Origin of the sequence: Streptomyces sp. NBC_00012 (assembly GCF_045040875.1) — a bacterium.
Classification (GTDB): domain Bacteria; phylum Actinomycetota; class Actinomycetes; order Streptomycetales; family Streptomycetaceae; genus Streptomyces.
The window spans coordinates 7,874,364-7,899,218 of record NZ_CP108309.1 but is presented as its reverse complement, the minus strand read 5'-3'; the positions used below and the strand labels follow the sequence as shown (position 1 = coordinate 7,899,218).

Annotated in this window: 8 protein-coding genes; 6 read left to right on the top strand and 2 right to left on the bottom strand. The window is 71.1% G+C overall.

Translation table 11 applies throughout. The annotated features are described in order from the left end of the window. Both OHA19_RS35625 and OHA19_RS35620 read right to left on the bottom strand, forming a co-directional pair. Positions 1-1,098: a hypothetical protein gene (locus OHA19_RS35625; protein WP_405709569.1), complete on the bottom strand. Its 1,098-nt coding sequence runs from the start codon at positions 1,096-1,098 to the stop codon at positions 1-3. Continuing rightward, positions 1,095-2,357: a hypothetical protein gene (locus OHA19_RS35620; protein WP_405752900.1), complete on the bottom strand. Its 1,263-nt coding sequence runs from the start codon at positions 2,355-2,357 to the stop codon at positions 1,095-1,097. Before OHA19_RS35620 ends, OHA19_RS35625 begins: the two co-directional genes overlap by 4 nt. Positions 2,358-2,607: 250 nt before the next feature. On the opposite strand from OHA19_RS35620, the gene OHA19_RS35615 reads away from it, so the two are divergent. From OHA19_RS35615 to OHA19_RS35590, 6 genes are read left to right on the top strand one after another with little or no spacing between them, the layout of a single operon-like run. Continuing rightward, positions 2,608-3,660, top strand: a complete 1,053-nt coding sequence (locus OHA19_RS35615) for a 3-oxoacyl-ACP synthase III family protein (protein ID WP_405709573.1) — start codon at positions 2,608-2,610, stop codon at positions 3,658-3,660. Position 3,661: 1 nt separating this feature from the next. Further along, the gene (locus OHA19_RS35610; RefSeq protein WP_405709576.1) at positions 3,662-3,907 is read left to right on the top strand and encodes an acyl carrier protein; all 246 of its coding nucleotides are present in this window, start codon (positions 3,662-3,664) and stop codon (positions 3,905-3,907) included. 5 nt (positions 3,908-3,912) lie between these two features. After that, complete coding sequence (locus OHA19_RS35605; RefSeq protein WP_405721227.1) at positions 3,913-4,827, top strand: thiamine pyrophosphate-dependent dehydrogenase E1 component subunit alpha; 915 nt, start codon at positions 3,913-3,915, stop codon at positions 4,825-4,827. Beyond that, positions 4,824-5,849: an alpha-ketoacid dehydrogenase subunit beta gene (locus tag OHA19_RS35600; protein WP_405709579.1), complete on the top strand. Its 1,026-nt coding sequence runs from the start codon at positions 4,824-4,826 to the stop codon at positions 5,847-5,849. Before OHA19_RS35605 ends, OHA19_RS35600 begins: the two co-directional genes overlap by 4 nt. Further along, a complete protein-coding gene (locus OHA19_RS35595; protein ID WP_405709582.1) occupies positions 5,842-6,966 on the top strand; it encodes a 2-oxo acid dehydrogenase subunit E2 in 1,125 nt (374 codons plus the stop codon). Before OHA19_RS35600 ends, OHA19_RS35595 begins: the two co-directional genes overlap by 8 nt. Beyond that, complete coding sequence (locus tag OHA19_RS35590) at positions 6,966-24,851, top strand: SDR family NAD(P)-dependent oxidoreductase (protein ID WP_405752897.1); 17,886 nt, start codon at positions 6,966-6,968, stop codon at positions 24,849-24,851. Before OHA19_RS35595 ends, OHA19_RS35590 begins: the two co-directional genes overlap by 1 nt. Positions 24,852-24,855: the final 4 nt, after the last annotated feature.

The following is a 24,855-nucleotide window of genomic DNA, read 5'->3' as shown; positions in this document are numbered from 1 at the left end:
TCACAAAGTGGCCGGGGCGGAACATCCGTGGCCCTTCGCCGATCGCTCGGCGAATGCCCGCAGTGCCGCACGTTCGTAGGCGAGGTCCGCGTCGCTTCTGGGGTAATCGAGGCGCTCGCGCGCATCGGCCGACGGCTGCAGGGTGAACAGGGCCCGGCCGTCGGGGCACTTGGCCGATGTCCAGCTCATCCGGCCGCCGGGGTCACGCTGATGTGCGGGTGTGCCGGAGTCCGGTGCGCCCTCGAAGGAACGCTGCGCGGCGAGGAAAAACTGCTCCTGCGCATAGGGTCCGAAGTCCGCTTCGAGTTCATAGCGCCTCCTGTGGTCGGCGTCGGCGAGCAGGCACGTCTCGTGCGGGGCGCCCCCGCGGGCCGTCTCGGTGGCGATCGCCATGCCGTGTGCGGCGGGAATGCCGGAGCAGGTCCCGTCCGCCGTGCCGAGCGGCTCGTAATCGTCCTCGGTCACCGGCAGGTCGAGGCTGCTGACCGGCTTCCCGAGCTCGGCCCCGCAGTGCCGGGCCTTCGAGACCCTGGACGCGGTGGAGGTGGCGATCCTGGTGAGCTCCGGTCTTTCGGCCGGGTCGTCCAGTGACGTGTGGCCAGTTGTCGTGACGGATACGTACAAGCCCTTGGCACTGCTTGTCCCGGTGCACTTCAGGACCAGACTCGTGGTCACGTCCTCGTACTCGGCGGCACTGAAGAGATCCGCCTCTGCGTCGTCTCCCGGGTCGGCTCCGAAGAGCCCTGTCCACCCGTGGCCGACCGGCACGGCGAACGCCCGCGGAGCGCCCGTGAAGAGGGAGTCCGGGCGCTTCCCGGTCTGTGGGATGTCGAGGATGCGGATCTCGACGGTGCCGCCGTCGTACACGTCCACCTCACAGCCCACCAGGCCCGCGCCGCGTCCTTCGTTCTCGACCTCGACGGCCCCCTCTCCGAGGACGCCGCGCAACACGTTCCGGTCGAGCAGACCGTCGCAGGCTCCGTCGAGCGCCGACTCGTCGCTCCAGCGCTGGAAGTCGCCGTGCACCTGGAGATACCCGGCGACGACGACGGCCGCTGCGACCAGGGCCACGACCGCCCGCAGGACGTTCCGTCTCACCGCCATCCCTCCACCTCTCCCAGGATCCTGGATTCATGACACCCCTGCTGCCGGGGCCAGCCGTCGGGGTCGGCGAGATAGCTGTCCATCAGCTTGCGGGCGTCGTTGGAGTACTTGGTCCGCTCCGTTTCAGTGAGCGTGTACGCACTGAGGTCGTTTGTCTCCATGCGGACGGTGACCCGGTGGTACGTGCTGCCCGCGGCGCACTCCGACCCTGCCCACAGGGCGAGTTCACGCGACCCCGAGTCCGGGATGTCCCTGGTCCGTTTCCCATCGCGGAAGCCGAAGCTGTCACCGGAGTGTTCGTACTGGGCGTCGGCCGACTCCCTGAGCGGCCCGGACCAGCTCGCCGCCGAAACCTCGACGACCGCACCGTCGGGTGGTGTCGGATCGGTTTCCATCGGGTTCATGCGGTCCAGGACGGTGGCGGTGCAGACGCTCACCAGCCGTGAGTCCTGCAGATCACCGCTCGCTGTCCACTTGCCGGGGAAGCCCGCTCGCCTGCCGACCCCACGGCATTTCTTCACGCCCAGACCCGGCTCGTCGATCCCCACGACCTCCATGTTGCCGCCGTCCGCGTCCCTGGTGACATGGGCCTCGTACGTGTCGAGGACCCGCGTGGGCGGCTTCAGCGGGGAGCCGCCGCACTTCTGCGCGGCGGTGATCCCGTTGGCGACCTGGACCGCGGTACGGAAGTCGTAGAGATACCCGGCCGGCTTCCCCTTGCCGGGAACAGGCAGATCGACATCGGCCGTGACGTACATCCCGGACACCTCGCGAGCCCGCCCCGCCAGCCCGCCGGGGCACTCGGCGACGACCCATGTCCGCCCCCGCTCGTCCACCCGGCCGGTGAGTCCGCGCGCCTCGTACCCGTCGTTGTCGACGCCGGGCAGGATGTCCTCGGCCCGCAACGTCATCGGCATCTCGGAAATGAGCGCGACGGCCTGCACCCGCACCGATCCGTGCCCCGGCCAGGTGACGGAGCAGTTCACCAGGGAGTGGCTGTCCTCACCGGGTTCGAGCACGGTGCCGTACTGGCTCACCTCGCCCGCGACGTCGTCGGGCACGAGGCCCCGCAGCTCCTCGTACGGCAGCAGTCCCGCACAGGCACGCTGCAACTGCGCCCGGTTCGCCGCCGAATGGCCGTGCCCGTCCGAACGGTCGACGCCCGAGAAGAACACCACCACCCCGGTGACGAGCAGCAGGAGCGGCAGCCCTATGAACAACGGTTTGCGCAGCCTTGACGGCACCCGGCCCACGGAGCCCCCTCCCCAGTACCACTGGCAGATCCGGTCATCACCGGTGGATCAAAGAAGGGAACCTATCAGAGCCCGTAGCGCCCTACGGCCGGGTGTCCCGGTGGGGGTTCGGACGCCGGGTCGCCGGAGCGCGGGCACGCCGGTCGTCGGGACAGGGCTTCGATCACGTCACCGGTCTGCGCATTGCCACTAAACGACGGCTTAAGGGCCCACCAAGGTTCCGATAAGCGCGCAGTGCGAGTTTGCCGACATGGATTATCCCGAGGTCCGGCTGGCCGGCGTGGGGACTTCCCTGCCCGGGCCGCCGATCGACAACGCCGCTCTCGTCAAACGGTTCGACCTCCCCGCCGTGTGGGAGCAATGGATCGAGACGTTCGTGGGCACCAGCTCCCGATATTTCTCGGTCGACATCACAACCGGAAAGTTGGAACATTCCCTCGCCGACCTCGGTGTGCAGGCCGCCACCAGGGCACTGGCGTCCGCGGGAGCCGCTCCCGGCGACATCGACCTGATCATCATGGGTACCGCTACCCCCGACCTGCTGATGCCCGCCACGGTGAACGTGATCGCGGACCGGCTCGGCATCAACGACGTTCCCAGCTTCCAGCTGCAGTCCGGCTGCACCGGAGCGATCCAGGCCCTGAGCCTGGCCATGAATCTGCTGACTACCGGCCAGGCCCGGACCGCTCTGGTACTGGGCGGCGAGACATGCGCCAAGTTCCTCGACCTGGACATGGACCTGCGGAACGCCTCTTTCAACATGCAGGTCAACGCACTGCTGTTCGGCGACGGCGCAGGCGCCTCGGTGCTGACCACCGCACCGGTCCCGGGTGCCCCGGTACTGCGCCGGGCGTACACCCGGCTGGTGGGCCACAACCGCCCACCGGGCCAAGTGGTGAAGTGGTTCGGCTCGGTGGACCAGGGCGCCGGCGAGGAGCCCGTGGTCGAGGACTTCAAGGCGATCGAGCTCTCGGCGCCGAAGATGGCCACCGAGGTGCTGGACGAGCTGCTCGACGACCTCGACTGGGACCGCTCCGAGCTCGACTACGTTCTGCCGCCGCAGCTGTCCGGTCGGATGACCGACCGGGTGATCGAGGCACTCGCGATCCCGAGTGCCAAGCCGGTCAGCCGGGTTGCGGAGATCGGCAACACCGCCAACGCCATCCCGTTCTTCCAGCTGGAGCAGGTCCTCGGCGGACTTCAGCTGGGCGACCGGGTGGTGGGGGTGAGTGTGGAGGCCAGCAAGTGGATCAAAGCCGGGTACGCGCTGGAGCTGCCCTACGACGGTCGACAGGAGAACTGACATGGCGGTCGACACCGCGGTGGAAGAGGTTGTCAGCATCTACCGGGACGTGCTGGGACTCGACACGATCGGGGCGCACGACCAACTGCCGGACCTGGCCATCGAGTCCATGCAGGTGATCAGGATCGCGACGGCGGTGTACGAGCGGCTCGGCATCGAGGTACCGCTGGAGGTCCTCATCGAGTCCCGTACCCCGATGAGCGTCGCGAACGCGCTCGCCCGGCCGGAAGGGGACGGGTCCCGTTGACCGAGGTGATCACCACGCAGGCGGTCTCCGGACCGGCAGCGGACACCGACCTCCGGCAGATGATGCTGATCCGGCACTTCGAGTGGAAGCTGCTGGAGCTGTTCGAACGCGGCGAACTGAACGGCACCACACACACCTGCCTCGGACAGGAATACGTGCCGGTCGCCCTCACCCCGCTGCTGGACTCGAGGGACTTCGTGTTCAGCAACCATCGCGGCCACGGACACTACCTGGCACGGTTCGACGACCCCCGCGGCCTGCTCGCCGAGATCATGGGCCGGGACGGCGGGGTCTGTCACGGTGTCGGCGGCAGCCAGCACATTCTTCGGGACCGCTATCTGTCCACCGGAGTGCAGGGCCAGAGCCTGCCCGTGGCCACCGGCGTCGCACTCGCCCTCAAACGACTGGAGCCCGGAGCGCTGGCCTGCGTCTACATCGGCGACGGCACCTGGGGGGAGGGTGCCGTCTACGAGGCGCTGAACATGGCCGCGCTGTGGCAGCTGCCCCTCCTGGTCGTCGTGGAGCACAACGGGATCGCCCAGTCGACGCCGACCGAGGCGCAGATGTCCGGCACCATCGCGGGCCGCGCCGAGGCCTTCGGCCTGCGTCACCACCGGGTGGAATCCATGGATGTCGACGAGATCAGGCGGCAGTTGGCGCCGGTGGTCAGCCGCGTCCGCGAGACCTGTTCGCCCGTCGTGATCGAGGTCGAGACCAACCGGGTCGGCCCGCACAGCAAGGGCGACGACTCGCGTCCGCCCGCCATTGTGGAGCGGGCACGGGAACGGGACTGGTACCGCCGGTACGCCGCCGAGTTCCCGGACCGGTGGGCGCACTGGGACAACGCCATGAAGTCCTTCGTGGACAGCGTCGCCGTCGAGGTGGCCGCCCTCCCGCCCGCCGTCTGGAGCGACCGATGACCATGGTGGCGACGAACCAGAGCCCGCGCGTGTCGGCCAATCTCAACCAGGCCCTGCACAGCTACCTCGCGGCCAATCCGGACGCGCACCTGCTCGGCGAGGACGTCGCCGATCCCTACGGAGGCGCCTTCAAGATCACCAAGGGGCTGACCGACCGGTTCGGGGATCGGGTGCTGTCCACGCCGCTGAGCGAGGGCGGAATCGTCGGGGTGGCCGGAGGGCTCGCCCTCAGTGGCATCCCCGCGATCGTGGAGATCATGTTCGCCGACTTCGTCTGCCTGGCCTTCGACCAGATCGTCAACTTCGCCAGCAAGTCGGTCTCGATGTACGGGCGACGCGTACCCATGCCGCTCCTGGTGCGCTGCCCCACGGGCGGGGGCCGAGGTTACGGTCCGACGCACAGCCAGAGTCTGCACAAGCACTTCCTCGGTGTTCCCGGCCTGTCCCTGTACGAGGTCTCGCCCTTCCACGACAACGAAACCCTGCTGCCCCGGATCATGGCCGACGCGCGGCCGGCCATGCTCTTCGAGGACAAGGTGCTCTACACCCGCCGGATGTTCACCGGCGGTGTGGTCGACGATCTGTTCTCCTTCGACCTGCCCACCCCGGACGTGGCGAGGGTCTATGTGGACGACCCGGAGCACTACGACTGTGTGCTCATCGCGCCCGGCGGAATGGCGCATCGGGCCCTCCAGGCCGCGCGCACTCTCCTGCTGACCGAGGAGATCTCCTGCCTGGTGCTCGTCCCCTCACGGCTGTACCCCTTCGACCCGGCATCGCTGCTGCCGCTGCTGCGGCGGACCGATGTGATCGCGGTGGCCGAGGACAGTACGGCCGGTGGCACCTGGGGCAGCGAAGTCGCCCATCAGCTCCACCAGCACCTGTGGGGTGCACTCCGGCGCCCGGTAGTGCTCACACACGGAGCGGACAGTGTGATCCCCACGGCCTCGCATCTCGAACAGCAGGTCATCGTCCGTGACACCACCATCGTCCAGGACCTCGTGGAGGCTGTCCGTGGCTGACGTCCTGGTTCCCAAGCTGAACAACAACGACACCACCTACGTCCTGGTCGAGTGGCTGGTGGAGGACGAGACGGAGGTCGCCGTCGACGACGCGGTGGCCACGGTGGAAACCTCCAAGGCGAGCGAAGAACTGGTCTGCACCGAAGCCGGCGTCCTGCGCCACGTCGTCCCGGCCGGCTCGGAATACGCACCGGGCACGGTGATCGCCCGGGTAGTCCCGCCGGGAACCCCACGAGCCGGCGCGGCGGACACGGCGGGGGCGCTGGACTCGGGGAGCACGGCGACCGCCGAGGTCCGGTCGGCGATCACCGCCCCGGCCCGCGCGATGATGGACGAGCTCGGCATCTCCGAGGCCCAGGTCCACGCGCTCGGCCTGAAGGTCGTACGCAGTTCGGACATCGAGCGGCTCGCGGCGTCCGCGGCGGACGGCACGAAGACGCACAAGCTGCCCGCCGGGCAGCGCGCAGTCGCGCGCAACGTCACCGACTCGCACAGCACGATCCCTGCCGCCTACACCGCGATGCTGGTGGACGTGGGCGCCGCGCTCGACCTGGCCCGTGCCACCGCGAGGCAGCTGCGCAAGCTCGTCGGCGTGCCGGAACTGCTCGTCGCGGCGGTGGCCACGCTGCACAAGCGGTTTCCGCTGTTCTTCGCCCACCCTTCGGACGAGCACACGGCGAGGCTGTCCGGCGCCTGCCACGTCGGCGTCACCATCGACGTGGGCAAGGGGCTCTACGTCCCGGTGGTGCGCAACGCCGACCAGCTCTCGGTCGGCGAGATCGCCGCGGTCACGACCGGCTTCCGTACCAGCGCGCTGCGCGGTTCGTTCCGGGAGCAGGATCTCGCGGACGGCACGATCGCGGTGACCCTGCACAACGATCCGGACGTGACACTGGCCGTCCCGTTCATCTTCCCCGGCCAGACCTGCGCGCTCGCTCTGACGGGTGCGCGCACCGAGGTCGTGGCCGCCGCGCCCGGCGAGTTCACCACCCGGACCGTCACGAACATCGGCCTTGCGTACGACCACCGGTTCATCAACGGACACGACGCGACTCTGTTCCTGCGTGCCGTCAAGGAAGCACTGGAGTCCCCCGATTGCCTCGCTGAAGGGTCATGATGACAACCGAGCCGATAGCTGAGCGGACGTCCTCGCCGATCGCAGTGATCGGTGTCTCCTGCCGCTTGCCGATGGCCCCGGATCCGGTGAGCTTCTGGCGGCTGCTGCACGACGGCGTCAGCGCGGTCGGCGAAGTGCCTGATGGCCGGCCGTGGGCCGGGGCGATACGGCACGGGGCGTTCCTCGACTCGGTGGACGAGTTCGACGCACCGTTCTTCGGCATCTCGCCACGCGAGGCGACGACGATGGATCCGCAGCAGCGTCTGATGCTGCAGCTCGGGTGGGAGGCCGCCGAGGACGCCCGGATCCTGCCCGGGGACTTGCGGGGCAGCCGGACCGGGGTGTTCGTCGGCGCCATCTGGGACGACTACGCGCGGCTGCTGAGCCGTTCCGGGGAGCCCGTCACCCCGCAGACGCTCACCGGGACCAGCCGGGGCGTCATCGCCAACCGCCTCTCGTACGCGCTGGGTGTCCACGGGCCGAGCCTGACCGTCGACACGGCCCAGTCGTCCTCGCTCGTGGCCGTGCACCTCGCGGTCGAGAGCCTGCGCCGGGGAGAGTGCACGCTGGCCATCGCCGGAGGCGTGAACCTGAACATCCTTCCGGAAAGCGCCGGGCTCGCGGAGAAGTTCGGCGGTCTGTCCCCTGACGGGCGCTGCTACACCTTCGACCAGCGCGCCAACGGGTATGTCCGCGGTGAGGGCGGCGGCGCGGTCCTGCTGAAGCCGCTGTCCCGGGCTCTCGCCGACGGCGACCCGGTCTACTGCACGATCCTCGGCAGTGCGATGAACAGCGACGGCACCACGGACGGGCTGACGGTACCGAGCCCGGCAGCGCAGGCCGCGGTGATCCGCGCCGCGTACCGGCGGTCCGCTGTGGACGTCTCGGACGTGGGGTATGTGGAGCTGCACGGCACGGGGACGCGGCGCGGCGACCCGGTCGAGGCCGAGGCGCTGGGCACTGCGATCGGCCGCGACCGGCATCCGGACCGGCCACTGCTCGTAGGGTCCGCCAAGACCAACGTCGGCCACCTCGAAGGGGCCGCGGGCATCGTGGGTCTGCTGAAGACCGTGCTGAGCCTCGAGAAGAGGCAGCTGCCCGCGAGCCTGAACTTCTCCGCGCCACCGCCCACCATTGCGCTGGCGCAGCTGGGGCTGCGCGTGCAGTGTTCCCGGGGTGACTGGCCCCGGCTGGACGAGCGGCCGCTCGTCGCGGGGGTCAGCTCGTTCGGCATGGGCGGCACCAATTGCCATGTCGTCCTGGCCGAGGCCCCGCGGGCGGCGGAACAGCCGGCGCGGGAGGAGCCGCTGGTCCCGGTCTGGCTGCTGTCCGCCAAGACCGCGGCCGCGCTGGGCGGGCAGGCCGGCCGGCTGCTGGAGACGGCCGGGAGCGCACCCGTGCCGGACATCGCCTGGTCGCTGGCGAACACCCGGACCGCATTCGAGCACCGGGCCGCGGTCGTCGGCACGGACCGGGCCGAACTGGTGGCCGGACTGACCGCGCTGGCGACGGGTATGCCGTCGGCGGCGGCCGTGCAGGGTGTGGCGGACGGCGGACGCACCGCGTTCCTGTTCTCGGGGCAGGGCGCGCAGCGGGCCGGGGCGGGACGCGAGCTGTACGAGCGGATTCCGGCGTTCGCGACGGCGATGGACGAGATCCTCGGCCACTTCGACCCGAGGTTGCGGGAGGTGATGTTCGCGGCGGCGGACAGCCCTGACGCCGCGTTGCTCCACGAGACCGCGTTCACCCAGGCGGCCCTGTTCTCCCTGGAGGTCGCGCTCTTCCGGGTGCTGGAGAGCTGGGGCGTGCGGCCCGACTACCTGTTGGGGCACTCGATCGGGGAGCTGGCCGCCGCCCACGTCGCCGGGGTGCTGTCGCTGGCCGACGCCTGCGTGCTGGTGGCGGCTCGTGGCCGGCTGATGCAGGCCGCCCGCGCCGACGGCGCCATGGTCTCGCTCGCCGTGCCCGAGGCGGACGTGCGGTCCTCCCTCCCGCCCGGCGTGGACATCGCCGCCGTGAACGGCCCGGCCGCCACCGTCATCGCGGGCGACGCGGACGCGGTCGTCGCCTGCGCGCAGTCGTGGGCCGAGCGGGGCCACAAGACACGGCGGCTACGGGTCAGCCACGCCTTCCACTCCGCGCACATGGACTCCGTACCGGACGAACTGAGCAGGATCGCGGCCGAATTGACCTACCGGGAACCACAGATCCCGGTGATCTCCAATGTGACGGGGGCCCTCGCGGGCCCGTATCAGCTGTGCTCGCCTGACTACTGGGCCCGGCACGTGCGGGAAGCGGTCCGGTTCCACGACGGCGTCGGCACACTGCGGGAAGAAGGCGTCACACGCTATCTGGAGCTCGGTCCCGACGCGGTCCTCGCGCCGATGGCGCACACCGCACTCGACGACGCGGACTCCCTGTTCGCCGCTACGATGCGCCGCGACCGCCCCGAACCCACCACGCTGTTCACCGCGCTCGCCCAGGCGCACACCCGGGGCCTGCCGGTCGACTGGGCGACACTGCTGCCGGGCAATCCCGTCGCCCTTCCCACCTACGCCTTCGAGCGCCACCGCTACTGGCCGGGCACGAGCGCTCCGTCCGCCACCGCGGAGGAAGCGCCGCGGGACCTGCTCGGCGTCGTCCGGGCGCACACCGCGGCCGTCGCGGGACTGCCGACCGGGCAGGCGGTTGATCCCGAGCAGTCCTTCCGCGACCTGGGATTCGACTCGATGATGGCTGTGGAGCTCGCCGGACGGCTGACCGCGGCCGTTGGGGTACGGCTGCCCGACACGCTCGTCTACGACTGTCCGACACCGGCGGCGGTCGCCGCGCATGTCTCCGGCGAACTCGGCGGAGACACCGGACTCCGCGGGGTCGCGGGGACTTCGGGCCTTCGACCCGCGGCGGCGCCGGACGAGCCGATCGCGATCGTCGGGATGGCCTGCCGCTACCCGGGCGGGCTGCGCTCGCCGGAGGATCTGTGGAAGCTGGCCGCGTCCGGGACCGACGCGATCGGCGCGTTCCCCCGCGACCGCGGCTGGGACCTGGCCGGGCTGTACGACCCCGATCCCGGGCGGCCGGGGCACAGCCATGTCCAGGAGGGGGGGTTCTTGGACGCGGCCGCCGAGTTCGACGCCGACTTCTTCGGGATCAGCCCCCGTGAGGCGGCGGCGATGGATCCTCAGCAGCGGCTGCTGCTGGAGACCGCATGGGAGGCTGTGGAACACGCGGGCATCGCCCCGGACACCCTGCGCGGTTCCCAGGTCGGCGTCTTCGTCGGGGCCACCGCCCAGGACTACGGCCCGCGTCTGCACGAACCCGCCTCGGGACACGACGGCTATCTGCTCACGGGCAGCACGCCGAGTGTCGCGTCCGGCCGGATCGCGTACGCACTCGGTCTTTCGGGTCCGGCTGTCTCCGTGGACACCGCCTGTTCGTCGTCATTGGTCGCGATGCATCTTGCCGGGCAGTCGATCCGGCAGGGCGAGTGCTCGATGGCGATCGTCGGGGGTGCGACCGTGCTGGCCACGCCCGGCATGTTCGTGGAGTTCAGCACCCAGCGCGGTCTGTCGCCGGACGGCCGGTGCCGCGCGTTCGCCGCGGGCGCCAACGGGACGGGCTGGGCCGAGGGCGTCGGTGTCGTACTGGCGGAGCGGCTGTCCGACGCGGTGCGCCTCGGCCACCCCGTGCTCGCCGTGATCCGGGGGTCCGCGGTCAACCAGGACGGGGCGAGCAATGGCCTGACGGCGCCCAGCGGCCCCGCCCAGCAGCGGGTCATCCGGGCCGCACTGGCCAACGCCGGACTCCGGCCCGCCGACGTCGACGCCGTGGAGGCACACGGCACCGGAACCACCCTCGGCGACCCGATCGAAGCACAAGCACTCCTGGCCACCTACGGCCAGGACCGCGAAACCCCCCTCTGGCTGGGATCGCTGAAATCAAACATCGGCCACACCCAGGCCGCCGCGGGAATCGGCGGCGTGATCAAGATGGTGCAGGCCATGCGGCACGAGCTGCTGCCGCGCACCTTGCACGTGGACGAGCCGACTCCGCGGGTCGACTGGTCCTCCGGCGGGGTCAGGCTGCTCACCGAGGCGGTGCCCTGGCCGGCCCGCACCGATCGGCCGCGACGTGCCGCGGTGTCGTCCTTCGGGATCAGCGGCACGAACGCCCACCTGATCCTGGAGGAGCCGTCCGCCGCGGAGGAATCCACGGCGAGCACGACGGCCGGGCCTGTGCCGTGGAAGCTGAGTGCGCGCACGCCGGAAGCGCTGCGTGCGCAGGCACGGCGGCTGCACGACTGGGTCGCCGGCAGCGCCGAGCGCCCGGTGGACATCGCCTACAGCCTCGCCTCCGGGCGGACGCAGTTCACGCACGGTGCCGTGGTGCTGGGCAGCGAACGGGAGGACTTCCTGCCGGGCCTGGCGGCGCTGGCCGACGGCACCCCTGCCTCCGATGTGTTCCAGGGCACCCAGCGGACCGGGCGCACGGTGTTCGTGTTCCCGGGTCAGGGATCCCAGTGGACCGGCATGGCCCTGGAACTCGCCGAACAATCGGACGTCTTCGCCACCGCCCTCGACGAATGCGCCCAAGCCCTGGAAACCTTCGTCCCCTGGAAACTCCACGACATCCTCGCCGGCGACCTGAACACCGTCGACACCGTCCAACCCGCCCTCTTCGCCGTCATGGTCAGCCTCGCCCGACTCTGGCAACACCACGGCATCCACCCCGACGCCGTCATCGGCCACTCCCAAGGCGAAATCGCCGCCGCCCACATCGCCGGAGCCCTCACCCTCCACGACGCCGCCCGCATCATCACCCTCCGCAGCCAAGCCCTCACCACCCTCGCCGGCACCGGCGCCATGGCATCCGTCATGCTCCCCGCCCACACCCTCGACCTACCCCCCGGCATCGACATCGCCGCCATCAACGGACCCACCCACACCATCCTCTCCGGCGACCCCCACACCCTCGAAACCCACATCACCCACCACCGCAACAACGGCACCCAAGCCCGCCTCATCCCCGTCGACTACGCCTCCCACTCCACCCACGTAGAACCCCTCCACAACACCCTCAACAACCTCCTCGCACCCATCCAACCCCAACCCACCACCATCCCCCTCTACTCCACCGTCACCAACCAATGGACCGACGGCACCACCCTCAACGCCGAATACTGGTACCAAAACCTCCGCCGAACCGTCCGCTTCGGCCCAGCCATCGAAACCCTCGCCACAACAGGACACGACATGTTCGTCGAGGTCAGCCCGCACCCGGTGCTGGCGGCCACCGTCGACGACACCGTCGGGGCCGACTCCGTGGCGCTGAGCACGCTGCGCCGTGGTGAAGGCGGTGCGGACCGGTTCCGCTCGGCGCTGTGCGAGGCCGGAGCACATGGCGCACCGGTGGACTGGACGCCGCTGTTCAGCGGCGCTCAGCGGGTGGACCTGCCCACCTACCCCTTCCAGGGCCGGCGGTTCTGGCTGGCTCCGCCCGTCACCGGGACGGACGCGTCGGCGCTGGGGCTGTCGGTGGCCGGGCATCCGCTCCTGGGTGCCACTGTGGACATCGCCGACGAGGACACCACCGTGCTCACCGGTGTGCTGTCCCTGCAGGCGCAGCCCTGGCTCGCCGATCACGCGGTCCTCGGCACCGTGCTGGTACCGGGAGCGGCGTTGGTCGAACTGGCCCTGCACACGGGCGACCGGCTCGGCTACGGCCGGGTCGACGAGATGACGCTGGAGGCTCCTCTCGTCCTGCCCGGCGACGGCTCGGTGCAACTGCAGCTCGTCGCCGGTGCCGCCGACGGCGACGGCAGGCCGCTCACCGTGCACTCGCGTGCGGCGGACGGCCCGTGGACCCGCCACGCGGCCGGACGCCTCACGGTCGCGGACGAAGCTCCGGCCCCGATGACGGCGTGGCCGCCCGCCGGGGCGAGCCCGGTCGACCTGACGTCCCTCTACGACCGGTTGCTGGCCCGTGGTTACGAGTACGGTCCGGCGTTCCAGGGCGCACGGGCGGGCTGGCAGCTCGGTGACGACACCTTCATCGAGGTAGCGCTGGCCGAGGAGCAGCAGGACGAAGCGGGCACATTCGGTGTGCACCCCGCCCTGCTCGACGCGCTGCTGCACCCCGCAGTCCGTGCTGCTGCGGGCGAGGCCGGTGGTCCCCCGCTGCTGCCCTTCTCCTGGAGCGGTGTCACCCGGTACGGCCGAGGACCTGCCGAGTTGCGCGTGCGGGTGTCCACAGCCGGGGCGGACACCGTCTCCGTCGCCGCCTACGACACCGAGGGCGCACCTGTCCTCGGTGTGGAGGCGATGTCCATGCGGCCGTTCCGCACGGCTGCCACCGGATCGTCGCTGTACACGATGGACTGGGCGCAGGTCCCGGCGGACCGGCCGAGGCCTGACATCGAGGTGTGCCGGGTCGACGGGGCGGACCCGCATGACGTGGTCGGCCGCGTGCTGGACGTGATCCGGTCAGCCACCGGCCCCGTCGCCTTCGTCACGTGCCACGCACTGGCCGTGCGTTCCGGGGACCCGGTGTCCGGCCTGGCCACATCACCCGCCTGGGGTCTCGTGCGGACCGCGCAGTCCGAGAACCCTGACCAGTTCCTCCTGATCGACGTCGACGAGTCCACCGAGGAGGCGGTGGCCGTCGCCCTGGCCACCGGAGAACCCCAGGTCGCGGTCCGCGAGGGGGTCCCGTACGCGCCGCGGCTGACCCGGGCGACGGAGTCCGGCGACGGCCTGGCCCTCGATCCGGACGGCACCGTGCTGATCACCGGGGGCACCGGCACGCTCGGCGCGTTGGTCGCGCGACGCCTGGTGTCCCACCACGGCGTCACCCGGCTGCTGCTGGTCAGCCGCCGCGGCGCAGATGCTCCGGACGTGCCGGAGCTGGTCGCGGAGCTGTCCGGGCTCGGCGCGCAGGTTTCCGTCGCCGCGTGCGACATCACGGACCGCGAGGCCCTCGACGCGCTGCTGTCCGGCGGCGACGACATCACCGCCGTGGTGCACGCCGCCGGTGTCCTGGACGACGGCACCCTCGGCAATCTGACCGGGCAACAGATCGACCGGGTGCTGCGCCCGAAGATCGACGCGGCGTGGAACCTGCACGAACTCGTCGGCGACCGGGCGGCGTTCGTGCTGTTCTCCTCCGCGACCGCGCTGCTCGGCAGCCCCGGCCAGGGCAACTACACCGCCGCCAACGCCTACCTGGACGCGCTGGCCCAGTACCGGACGGCCGCCGGCCTGCCTTCGGTCAGCCTGGCCTGGGGGCTGTGGGCCGTGGCCAGCGGTATGACCGGACATCTCGACGAGAACGAGCGTGCCCACGCCGCACGGAACGGCCTGCGGTCGATGGCGACCGAGGACGCGCTGGCCCTGTTCGATGCCGCGCTCGCGACCGGAGCGCCGGTCGTGGTTCCCGCCGAGCTCGACCTCGCGGACCTGCGATCCCGTCCGGAGGGTGTGCCCGCGGTTCTGCGGGGCCTCGTCCGTGTGCCGGTCCGCCGGGCGACACGGACCGGCTCGTGGGCGGAGCGCATGGCCGCGCTCGCACCGGCCGAACGGGAGACAGCGCTGCTCGGCACGGTCCGCGGGCAGGTGGCCGCGGTGCTGGGTCACGACGATCCGGACGCGATCGACACCGAACGCGCCTTCAGCGATCTCGGATTCGACTCGCTGACCGCGGTCGAGCTGCGCAACCGGCTCGGTGCGGTGACCGGTCTGCGTCTGCCGCCCACCCTGGTCTTCGAGTTCCCGACCCCGGGCGAGCTCACGGCGCATCTGGGCGCCCGGGTGCTCGACTCCGGGCAGGACGTCACCGCCGCACCGTCCGGGCCGCTCACCGACGACCCGATCGCCGTGGTGGGCATGGCGTGCCGCTATCCGGGCGGGGTGCGCTCGCCGGAGGATCTGTGGGAGCTCGTCGCCACGGGCCGCGACGCGATCGGAGACTTCCCGGACAATCGCGGCTGGGATCTGAGCAGCCTCTTCGACACGGATCCCGGACGGGCCGGAACGTCGTACACCCGCCGGGGTGGATTCCTCTACGACGCCGACCAGTTCGACCCGGCGTTCTTCGGGATCAATCCGCGGGAAGCGTCGGCGATGGACCCGCAGCAGCGGTTGCTCCTCGAAACCGCGTGGGAATCCTTCGAGCGGGCCGGGATCGATCCCGCCTCGGTGCGCGGCAGTCAGACCGGTGTGTTCCTCGGCCTGATGTATCACGACTACGGCAGCCGGCTGCGTCAGGTGTCCGAGCAGCTGGAAGGGTATCTGGGCAACGGCAGCCGGGGCAGTGTGGCCTCCGGCCGGGTGGCGTACGTCTTCGGGCTGCAGGGTCCTGCGGTCACGGTGGACACCGCTTGTTCCTCGTCCCTCGTCTCTCTGCACCTTGCCGCGCGGTCGCTGCGCGACGGGGAGTGCGATGTCGCGCTCGCCGGCGGGGCGGCGGTGATGTCCGAGCCCGACACGTTCGTCGAGTTCAGCCGGCAGCGTGGACTCGCCCCGGACGGCCGGTGCAAGTCCTTCGCCGCAGCCGCGGACGGCACGGGCTGGAGCGAGGGCGTCGGTCTCCTGGTGCTGCAACGCCTGTCGGACGCGCGCCGGGCGGGACGGCCCGTGCTCGCCGTGATCCGGGGGTCCGCGGTCAACCAGGACGGGGCGAGCAATGGCCTGACGGCGCCCAGCGGCCCCGCCCAGCAGCGGGTCATCCGGGCCGCACTGGCCAACGCCGGACTCCGGCCCGCCGACGTCGACGCCGTGGAGGCACACGGCACCGGAACCACCCTCGGCGACCCGATCGAAGCACAAGCACTCCTGGCCACCTACGGCCAGGACCGCGAAACCCCCCTCTGGCTGGGATCGCTGAAATCAAACATCGGCCACACCCAGGCCGCCGCGGGCGTGGCCGGGGTCATCAAGATGATCATGGCCGCTCGGCACGGTGCGCTTCCGCGGACACTGCACGTGGACGAGCCGAGCCCGCATGTCGACTGGTCCTCGGGCAAGGTGAGGCTGCTGACCGAGTCCACCGAGTGGCCCCGCGGCGACCGTGCGCGCCGTTTCGCGGTGTCGGCGTTCGGGGTGAGCGGCACCAATAGCCATGTAATCCTGGAGGACGGCGATCCGGAACCCTCGGGTGAGGTCGGGCCGTTCGCCGCGCCGGTGCCCTGGGTGGTGTCGGCACGCACCGAGACCGCGTTGCGCGATCAGGCCGAGCGGCTGCGCGAGCAGGTCGCCGACGACGCGGATCCGGTCGACGTCGGGTACACGCTGGCGGCCGGACGAGCCGACCTGGAGCACCGTGCGGTGGTCCTGGGCCGCGACGTCGCCGGGCTGCGCGCGGGGCTGGGGTCCCCGGACCGCAGTGGCGTCGCCGATACGCCGGGGCGCACGGTGTTCGTGTTCCCGGGTCAGGGATCCCAGTGGACCGGCATGGCCCTGGAACTCGCCGAACAATCGGACGTCTTCGCCACCGCCCTCGACGAATGCGCCCAAGCCCTGGAAACCTTCGTCCCCTGGAAACTCCACGACATCCTCGCCGGCGACCTGAACACCGTCGACACCGTCCAACCCGCCCTCTTCGCCGTCATGGTCAGCCTCGCCCGACTCTGGCAACACCACGGCATCCACCCCGACGCCGTCATCGGCCACTCCCAAGGCGAAATCGCCGCCGCCCACATCGCCGGAGCCCTCACCCTCCACGACGCCGCCCGCATCATCACCCTCCGCAGCCAAGCCCTCACCACCCTCGCCGGCACCGGCGCCATGGCATCCGTCATGCTCCCCGCCCACACCCTCGACCTACCCCCCGGCATCGACATCGCCGCCATCAACGGACCCACCCACACCATCCTCTCCGGCGACCCCCACACCCTCGAAACCCACATCACCCACCACCGCAACAACGGCACCCAAGCCCGCCTCATCCCCGTCGACTACGCCTCCCACTCCACCCACGTAGAACCCCTCCACAACACCCTCAACAACCTCCTCGCACCCATCCAACCCCAACCCACCACCATCCCCCTCTACTCCACCGTCACCAACCAATGGACCGACGGCACCACCCTCAACGCCGAATACTGGTACCAAAACCTCCGCCGAACCGTCCGCTTCGGCCCAGCCATCGAAACCCTCGCCACAACAGGACACGGCGCGTTCGTCGAGGTCAGCCCGCACCCGGTGGTCATGATGGCGATTCAGGAATCCGTGCCGGAGCAGACGATCGTCGTGGGGTCGCTGCGGCGGGACGACGGCGGCCTGGACCGGTACCTCACATCGGTGGCCGAGGCGTACGTCCGTGGTGTCGACGTGGACTGGACGGCGGCGACCCCGGGAGGCCGCCTGGTCGACCTGCCCACGTACGCGTTCCAGCGCCGGCGCTTCTGGCTCGACGACTCGTCGCCCGCGGACGTCGAAGCAGCCGGTCTCGACGCGACCGGGCATCCCCTGCTCGGAGCCGCTCTGCAACTCGCGGACAGCCAGGGGCTGCTCCTCACCGGGCGGCTCGGTCCGCGGACCCAGCCCTGGCTCGCCGATCACGCCGTGCACGGCACGATCGTCCTGCCCGGCACGGCGTTCCTGGACCTGGCCCTGCACGCCGGACGCCACAGCGGATGCCCGCACGTCGACGAGCTGACCCTCACCGCTCCCCTGATCATGCCGGAAGACGGCACCGTACAACTCCAGCTGGTGGCCGGCGATGCGGACGACCGCGGGCGGCGTTCCATCACCGTGCACTCCCGCACCGACGAGAACGCGCCGTGGACCGAGCACGCGACCGGAGTGCTGGGGCCCGCGGAGCCCACCGCACCGCAGGAGGCGGATTCCCACTGGCCGCCGCGGGGAGCGACAGCGGTCGATCTCGAGGGCGCCTACGACCGGCTGGCCGGCCTGGCATACGAGTACGGGCCCGTGTTCCAGGGCCTCAAGGCATTGTGGCGACGCGACGGGGAGCTGTTCGCCGAGGTCGCCGTCGACTGCGACACCTCGGGCTTCGACATCCATCCCGCCTTGTTGGACGCAGCCCTCCACCCGCTGATCCTGGCCGACCGCACGGACGTCGTTCTGCCGTTCTCCTGGCGCGGTGTGTCCCTGTGCTCCACGGGCGCGTCGACGGTACGGGTGCGGCTGAGGCCGACCGGCGAGGACGAGGTCGCGCTGACCGTGACCGACCCCACGGGAGCACCCGTCGTGGTGATCGAGTCGCTGGCGCTCCGCCCTGTCGCCCCGGAACGCCTGCGGGGCGAGGGCGCGGGCGAACTGTTCCGCATGGACTGGATGCCGGGCCCGGTGTCCGGCGCGCCGGTCCACGTCGCGACGCTGGACGAGCCGGGTGGCGACCTCGCACCGGACCTGGTGGTCTGGCCCGTCCCGCCTACCGCGGAGGGTCCGGACGGCGTGCACGCCGCGGTCGCGCGAGCCCTGGGGGTGGTCCAGGACTGGCTCGCCGACGACAGCGTCTCCGGCTCGCGGCTGGTCGTGCACACCTCGGGTGCGGTGGACGGGTCGGACCTGGGCCATGCGGCGGTATGGGGTCTGATCCGCTCCGTGCAGACGGAGCACCCCGACCGGGTCGTACTGGCCGACCTGGACGACGCCGACGCGTCCCGGCAGGTGCTTCCCGGTGCCGCGATCACCGGGGAACCGCAGGTCGTGGTGCGCGGCGGCAAGGTGACCGTGCCCCGGCTCGGCCGGGTACCCGCGGTGGACGCGACGCCGTCGGCACCGGCCGGTCCGGTCCTGATCACGGGTGGGACAGGCACGCTGGGCGGCTTGGTCGCACGGCATCTGGTGACCCATCACGGTGTCGGACGCCTCGTACTGGCCAGCCGCACCGGCCGGGCGGAGGAACTGGCCACCGATCTGGCCGAGCTGGGAGCCGAGGTCACGGTAGTGGCGTGTGACGTGTCGGACCGCGCGGCACTGGCGGATCTGCTGACGCGGCACGCCGTACGCACGGTGATCCATGCCGCCGGGGTACTCGACGACGCGCCGGTCACCGCCCTGACGCCGGAGCGGGTGTCCGCGGTGCTCAAGGCGAAGGCCGATGCGGCGTGGCACCTGCACGAACTGATTCCTGATGACACAGCGTTGGTGCTGTTCTCCTCCGTCGCCGCGCCGCTCGGTACGGCGGGGCAGGCCGGCTACGCAGCGGCCAACTCGTTCCTCGACGCCCTGGCCCAGCGGCGGCGGGCCCACGGGCTGCCGACGGTCGCGCTGAACTGGGGCCTGTGGTCCGAGGCGAGCGGCATGACCAGAGGGCTCGGGGACACCGACGTCGTCCGGCTCTCCCAGAGCGGTGTCGCGGCCCTGAGCACTCAGCGTGCGCTGGCTCTGCTGGACGACGCGCTGGCCCGACCGGAGCCTGTGCTGGCGGCGTTCCGGCTGGACCGGCGCGCCCCGCACGCACCCGCCGTCCTGCGGACTCTGATTCCGCAGACGCTGCGCCGGGCCGCGACCGACGTCCCGGCCGGGTCACTGGCCGCGCGGGCCGCCGCTCTGCCGGCCGAGGAGCGCGACCGGTTCCTCGTCGACCTGGTCCGCCGCGAGGTCTCGACCGTGCTCGGGCACGCGGAGACCGTCGACGCGCGGCTGCCGTTCAAGGATCTCGGCTTCGACTCGCTGACCGCGCTGGAGCTGCGTAACCGGCTGTCCGCGGCGGCCGGAATCCGGCTGCCTGCGACGGTGACGTTCGACCACCCGACGCCGGATGCGCTCGCCGCGCTGCTCGGCCGTGAGCTGTCCGGCGCGGACACGCCGTCGATCGCCGTTCCCGTACCGTCCGGCGAGGGTTCCGGCCCGGACGACGATCCGATCGCGATCGTGGCGATGGCATGCCGCTATCCCGGCGCCGATTCGCCGGAGGCACTGTGGGATCTGGTGGCCGAGGGCGTCGATGCCGTCGGCGATTTCCCCGCGGACCGCGGCTGGGACATCGACCGACTGTACGACCCGGACCCCAGCAAGCCCGGCACCACGTACACCAAGCGGGGCGCCTTCCTGCCTGAAGCCACCGCGTTCGACGCGGAGTTCTTCGGTATGAGCCCGCGCGAGGCGCTGGCGACCGATCCACAGCAGCGGCTCCTGCTGCAGATCACCTGGGAGGCACTGGAGCGCGCCGGTATCGACCCGGCCACGCTGCGCGGCAGCCGCACCGGGGTGTTCGCGGGGATCATGGCCAACGACTACGGCACACTCGTGCGCGATCCCGGCCTGGAGGGCTACCTGGCGATAGGCAACGCGAGCAGCGTCGCCTCCGGCCGTGTCTCCTACACGTTCGGGCTCGAAGGACCGGCGCTCACCGTGGACACCGCGTGTTCGTCGTCGCTCGTCGCCGTCCATCTCGCCGGCCAGGCCCTGCGCAGGGGCGAGTGCACGCTGGCACTGGCGAGCGGTGTGACGGTCATGTCGTCGCCGGCGTTCTTCGTGGAGTTCAGCCGGCAGCGCGGTCTGTCGCCGGACGGCCGGTGCCGGTCCTTCGCCGAGGGCGCGAACGGCACCGGCTGGTCCGAGGGGGCGGGGGTGCTGGTGCTGGAACGACTTTCGGACGCCGTACGCAACGGTCATCCGGTGCTCGGCCTGGTCCGCGGGAGCGCCGTGAACCAGGACGGTGCGAGCAACGGCCTCACCGCGCCCAACGGCCTGGCCCAGCAGCGGGTGATCGCGGACGCCCTGGCCGCCGCCGGGCTCGCGCCGTCCGAGGTGGACGCCGTGGAGGCCCACGGCACCGGCACGGTGCTCGGCGACCCGATCGAGGCGCAGGCGCTGCAGCAGGTCTACGGGACCGGCCGGGCGCACCCGCTGTCGCTCGGCTCGATCAAGTCCAACATCGGCCATTCGCAGGCGGCCGCGGGCATGGCCGGCATCATCAAGATGATCATGAGCATGCGGCACGGCACACTGCCCAGGACCTTGCACGTCGACGAGCCGACCCAACACGTGGATTGGGAAGGCGGCGGACTCACCCTGCTCACCGAGGCTCAGCCGTGGCAGAGCGAACGGCCGCGCCGCGCGGGTGTGTCGTCGTTCGGGATCAGCGGAACGAACGCGCACGTGATCCTGGAGCAGCCGCCGTCGACGGCCGAGCAGGCGGCACCCGCCACACCGCCGGCGGCCGCCTACGTCCTGTCGGGGCGCGACGACACGGCGCTCAGGGCGCTGGCCGGACGGCTGCACGACCACTTGGCCGCGCGGCCGGAACTGAAACCGGCCGACATCGGGCTCACCCTGGGCACGGCCCGCTCGTCCCTCGACGAACGCGCCGCGATCGTCGCGACCGACCCGGACGACCTCGTCCGGGGCCTGGCGGCCGTGCGTGACGGCCACGGGCAGGCGCGGGTCGTCCGGGGCCGTGCGGCGGACGGCGGGACCGCCTTCATGTTCTCCGGCCAGGGCAGCCAGCGCGTACGCATGGGCGCTCAGCTCCACGAAACCCACCCGGTGTTCGCGGAGGCGTTCGACGAGGTGTGCGCCCACTTCGACCTGCCGCTGCGGGAGGTCGTCTTCGGCGACGCGGCCGGGGACGGGAAGGAGGACGAGGACAGGCTCGCCCGGACGGAGTACGCGCAGCCCGCGCTGTTCGCCGTCGAAGTGGCCCTGTACCGGCTCATCACGTCGATGGGCGTACGACCGGATGTTCTCATCGGACACTCCATCGGTGAGATCACCGCCGCCCATGTCGCCGGTGTGCTCAGCATGGCCGACGCCTGCGCCCTGGTCGCGGCGCGGGGCAGGCTCATGCAGCGGCTCCCTGTGGGCGGAGCGATGGTCTCCCTGCCCATGGCCGAGCAGGAGGTGCGCGAACTGCTCACCGAAGGCGTCGACATCGCCGCGGTCAACGGACCACGGGCCACGGTGGTCTCCGGCAACGAGGACGAGGTCCTGCGCCTGGCGGAACTGTGCGCCCAGCGGGGGCTCAAGCCCCGCCGCCTGCGGGTGAGCCACGCCTTCCACTCCCACCACATGGATCCCATGGTGGAGGAGTTCCGCGCGGTCGCGGAGGGCCTGACCTACGCGGAACCGACGATCCCGGTGGTGTCCAACGTGACCGGGACCCTCGCCACCGAACTCTCCTCACCCGACTACTGGGTCCGCCATGTCCGCGAGGCGGTCCGTTTCGAGGACGGCGTCCGGCATCTGGCGGAGCGGGGAGTCACCACGGCGATCGAGATCGGTCCCGACGCGGTGCTGAGCCCGCTGGGCGAACAGTGCGTGGACGGTGTCGCGTTCGGCTGCGTGCTCCGCCGCGACCTGCCGGAGGCCGAGTCGTTCGCGCTCGCCGTCGCCCACGCCTACGTGAACGGCCGCGCGGTGCTCTGGCCCGCGGTGTTCCCCGGCGGCCGTACCGTACCGCTTCCCACGTATCCGTTCCGGGGCAAGCGCTTCTGGCCCGTGGCGCAAGGCGGTGACCTGTCCGGCTCCGGCCTCGGCGAGGCCGGGCATCCCCTGCTGGCCGCGACGATCGACCTTCCCGGCCATGAGGGCACCGTCCGCACCGGCATCCTGTCCACGCGGTCCTCGACGTGGCTCGCGGACCATGTGGTGGGCGGCAGTGTGGTGGTTCCCGGCACGCTCTTCGCCGAACTCGTGGCCGACGCCGCCGACGCCGCCGGCACCGGCGTCAAGGAGCTGACGTTCCAGGCTCCGCTGGTGCTGGCCGAGTCGGGCTCGGCACAGATCCAGGTCGACACCGGGGGGCCGGACGAGTCCGGTTGCCGCCGGGTGGCCGTGTACGCACGGGCCGACGAGGACGCCCCGTGGACACAGCATGTGCACGGCACCCTCGGTCCCGTCGGGGCGGAGATGACCTGCGAGGTCCTGCCCCCGCCCGACGCCACCCCGATCGACGTCGACGGCCTTTACGAACGTCTGTCCTCGCTCGGACTGGACTACGGTCCGGCTTTCCGGGGTCTGGCGGCGGCCTGGCGGCACGGCGACTCCTGGTACGCCGAGGTCCAGTTGCCCGAGGACATCGACACGACGGGCTTCCACGTCCACCCGGCGCTGCTCGACGCCGCCCTGCATCCGCTCGCGGATGCCGCGACGACACGGCTGCCGTTCTCCTGGACCGGGCTCACAGTCCACGGCGCGGCGACGGACACCCTGATGGTCCGCCTGACCGAGACCGGCACGGACACGGTGTCCGTTCTCGCGGCCGATCCTTCCGGGGCACTCGTGCTGTCCGCCGAGTCGTTGGTGGTGCGCGAGGTGGCCGTGGACCGGATGGCCCCGGCGCGGCCCCTGTTCCGACTCGAGTGGGCCAGGACCACCGCGCCCGCCCCGTCCGAGCCTGTGGCTCACCGGGTGGTGTCGCTGCACGGCACCGGCCTGCGTACGACGCTGGCCCACGCCCTGAGCGAAGCCCAACGCGCCGAGGACGGCCTCACCGTCTTCCTCACCCACAACGCCGTCGCCGTCACCCCCGGCGAAGACATCCACGACCTGTCCGCCGCCGCGGCATGGGGCCTCATCCGCAGCGCCCAGTCCGAACAACCCGACCGATTCATCCTCATCGACACCGACCACCCCGACCCCGACCTCACCACCGCACTGGCCACCGGCGAACCCCAACTCGCCCTACGCGACACCACCCTCTACACACCACACCTCACCACCGCACCAACCACCTCCACCAGCATGCCCTTCGACCCCGACGGCACCATCCTCATCACCGGCGGCACCGGCACCCTCGGCACCCTCATCACCACCCACCTCATCACCACCCACCAAGCCCGCCACATCCTCATCGCCAGCCGCCAGGGCCCCCACGCCCCCAACGCCCCCGCACTCCAACAACTCGGCGCACGCATCACCCCCTGCGACGTCGGCGACCCCGACCAACTCGCACAACTCATCGCCGACATCCCCGCGGAACACCCCCTCACCGCCGTCATCCACTGCGCCGGACAGATCCACGACGCCACCCTCCACAACCTCACCACCGACCACCTCGACACCGTCCTCGCCACAAAAGCAGAACCCGCCCAACACCTCCACGAACTCACCCGCCACCACAACCTCGCCGCCTTCGTCCTCTTCTCCTCAGCCGCCGGCACCCTCGGCAACCCCGGACAGGCCAACTACGCAGCAGCCAACACCTACCTCGACGCACTCGCACACCACCGCACCGCCCACGGCCTGCCCGCCACCAGCATCGCCTGGGGCCCCTGGGCCGAAACCAGCACCATGACCACCAACCTCGACAACAACCGCCTCAACACCCTCGGCATACAACCACTGCCCACCGACGAAGCACTGCGCCTCTTCGACACCGCGTTCAGCTCCCCCCACGTCGTCGCGGTGCGTTTCACCGGCCGTGCGCCGAAGCTCACCCGGCCGCCCACGACCCGGCGGGCCGGGCGGGAACCGGCACTCGCCGACAGGCTGGCGGGGTTGAACCCCCGGGAACGCGATGAGCTGCTGCTCGATCTGGTGCGCGCGGAGGCCGCCGCCGTACTCGGCTACGACAACTCGCGGCAGATCGTCGAGGACCGTCTGTTCACAGAGCTGGGGTTCGACTCGCTCACCAGCCTCGAGCTGCGCAACCGGCTCAACACCGTGGCCGGGCTGCACCTGCCGGCGACCGTGCTGTTCGACCACCCGACGCCTCACGCGCTGGCCACCCGGATCCACACCGTGCTGGGGGTCGAGCAACTGCTGCTGGGAGCAGCTGAATTGAGCACTCTGGAGGCCGATCTGCCATCAATCAAGGCGGACGGCCCCAGCCGCAGCAAGGCTGTGGCGCGCCTCCGGGAACTGCTGACGCGACTGACCACGGGTGACGAGCCCGAACCGGTCGACGGCCGCCTCCAGGGGGCCACCGACAGCGAGATCTTCGACTTCATCGACAACGAGCTGGGTTCCGTATGAGCAG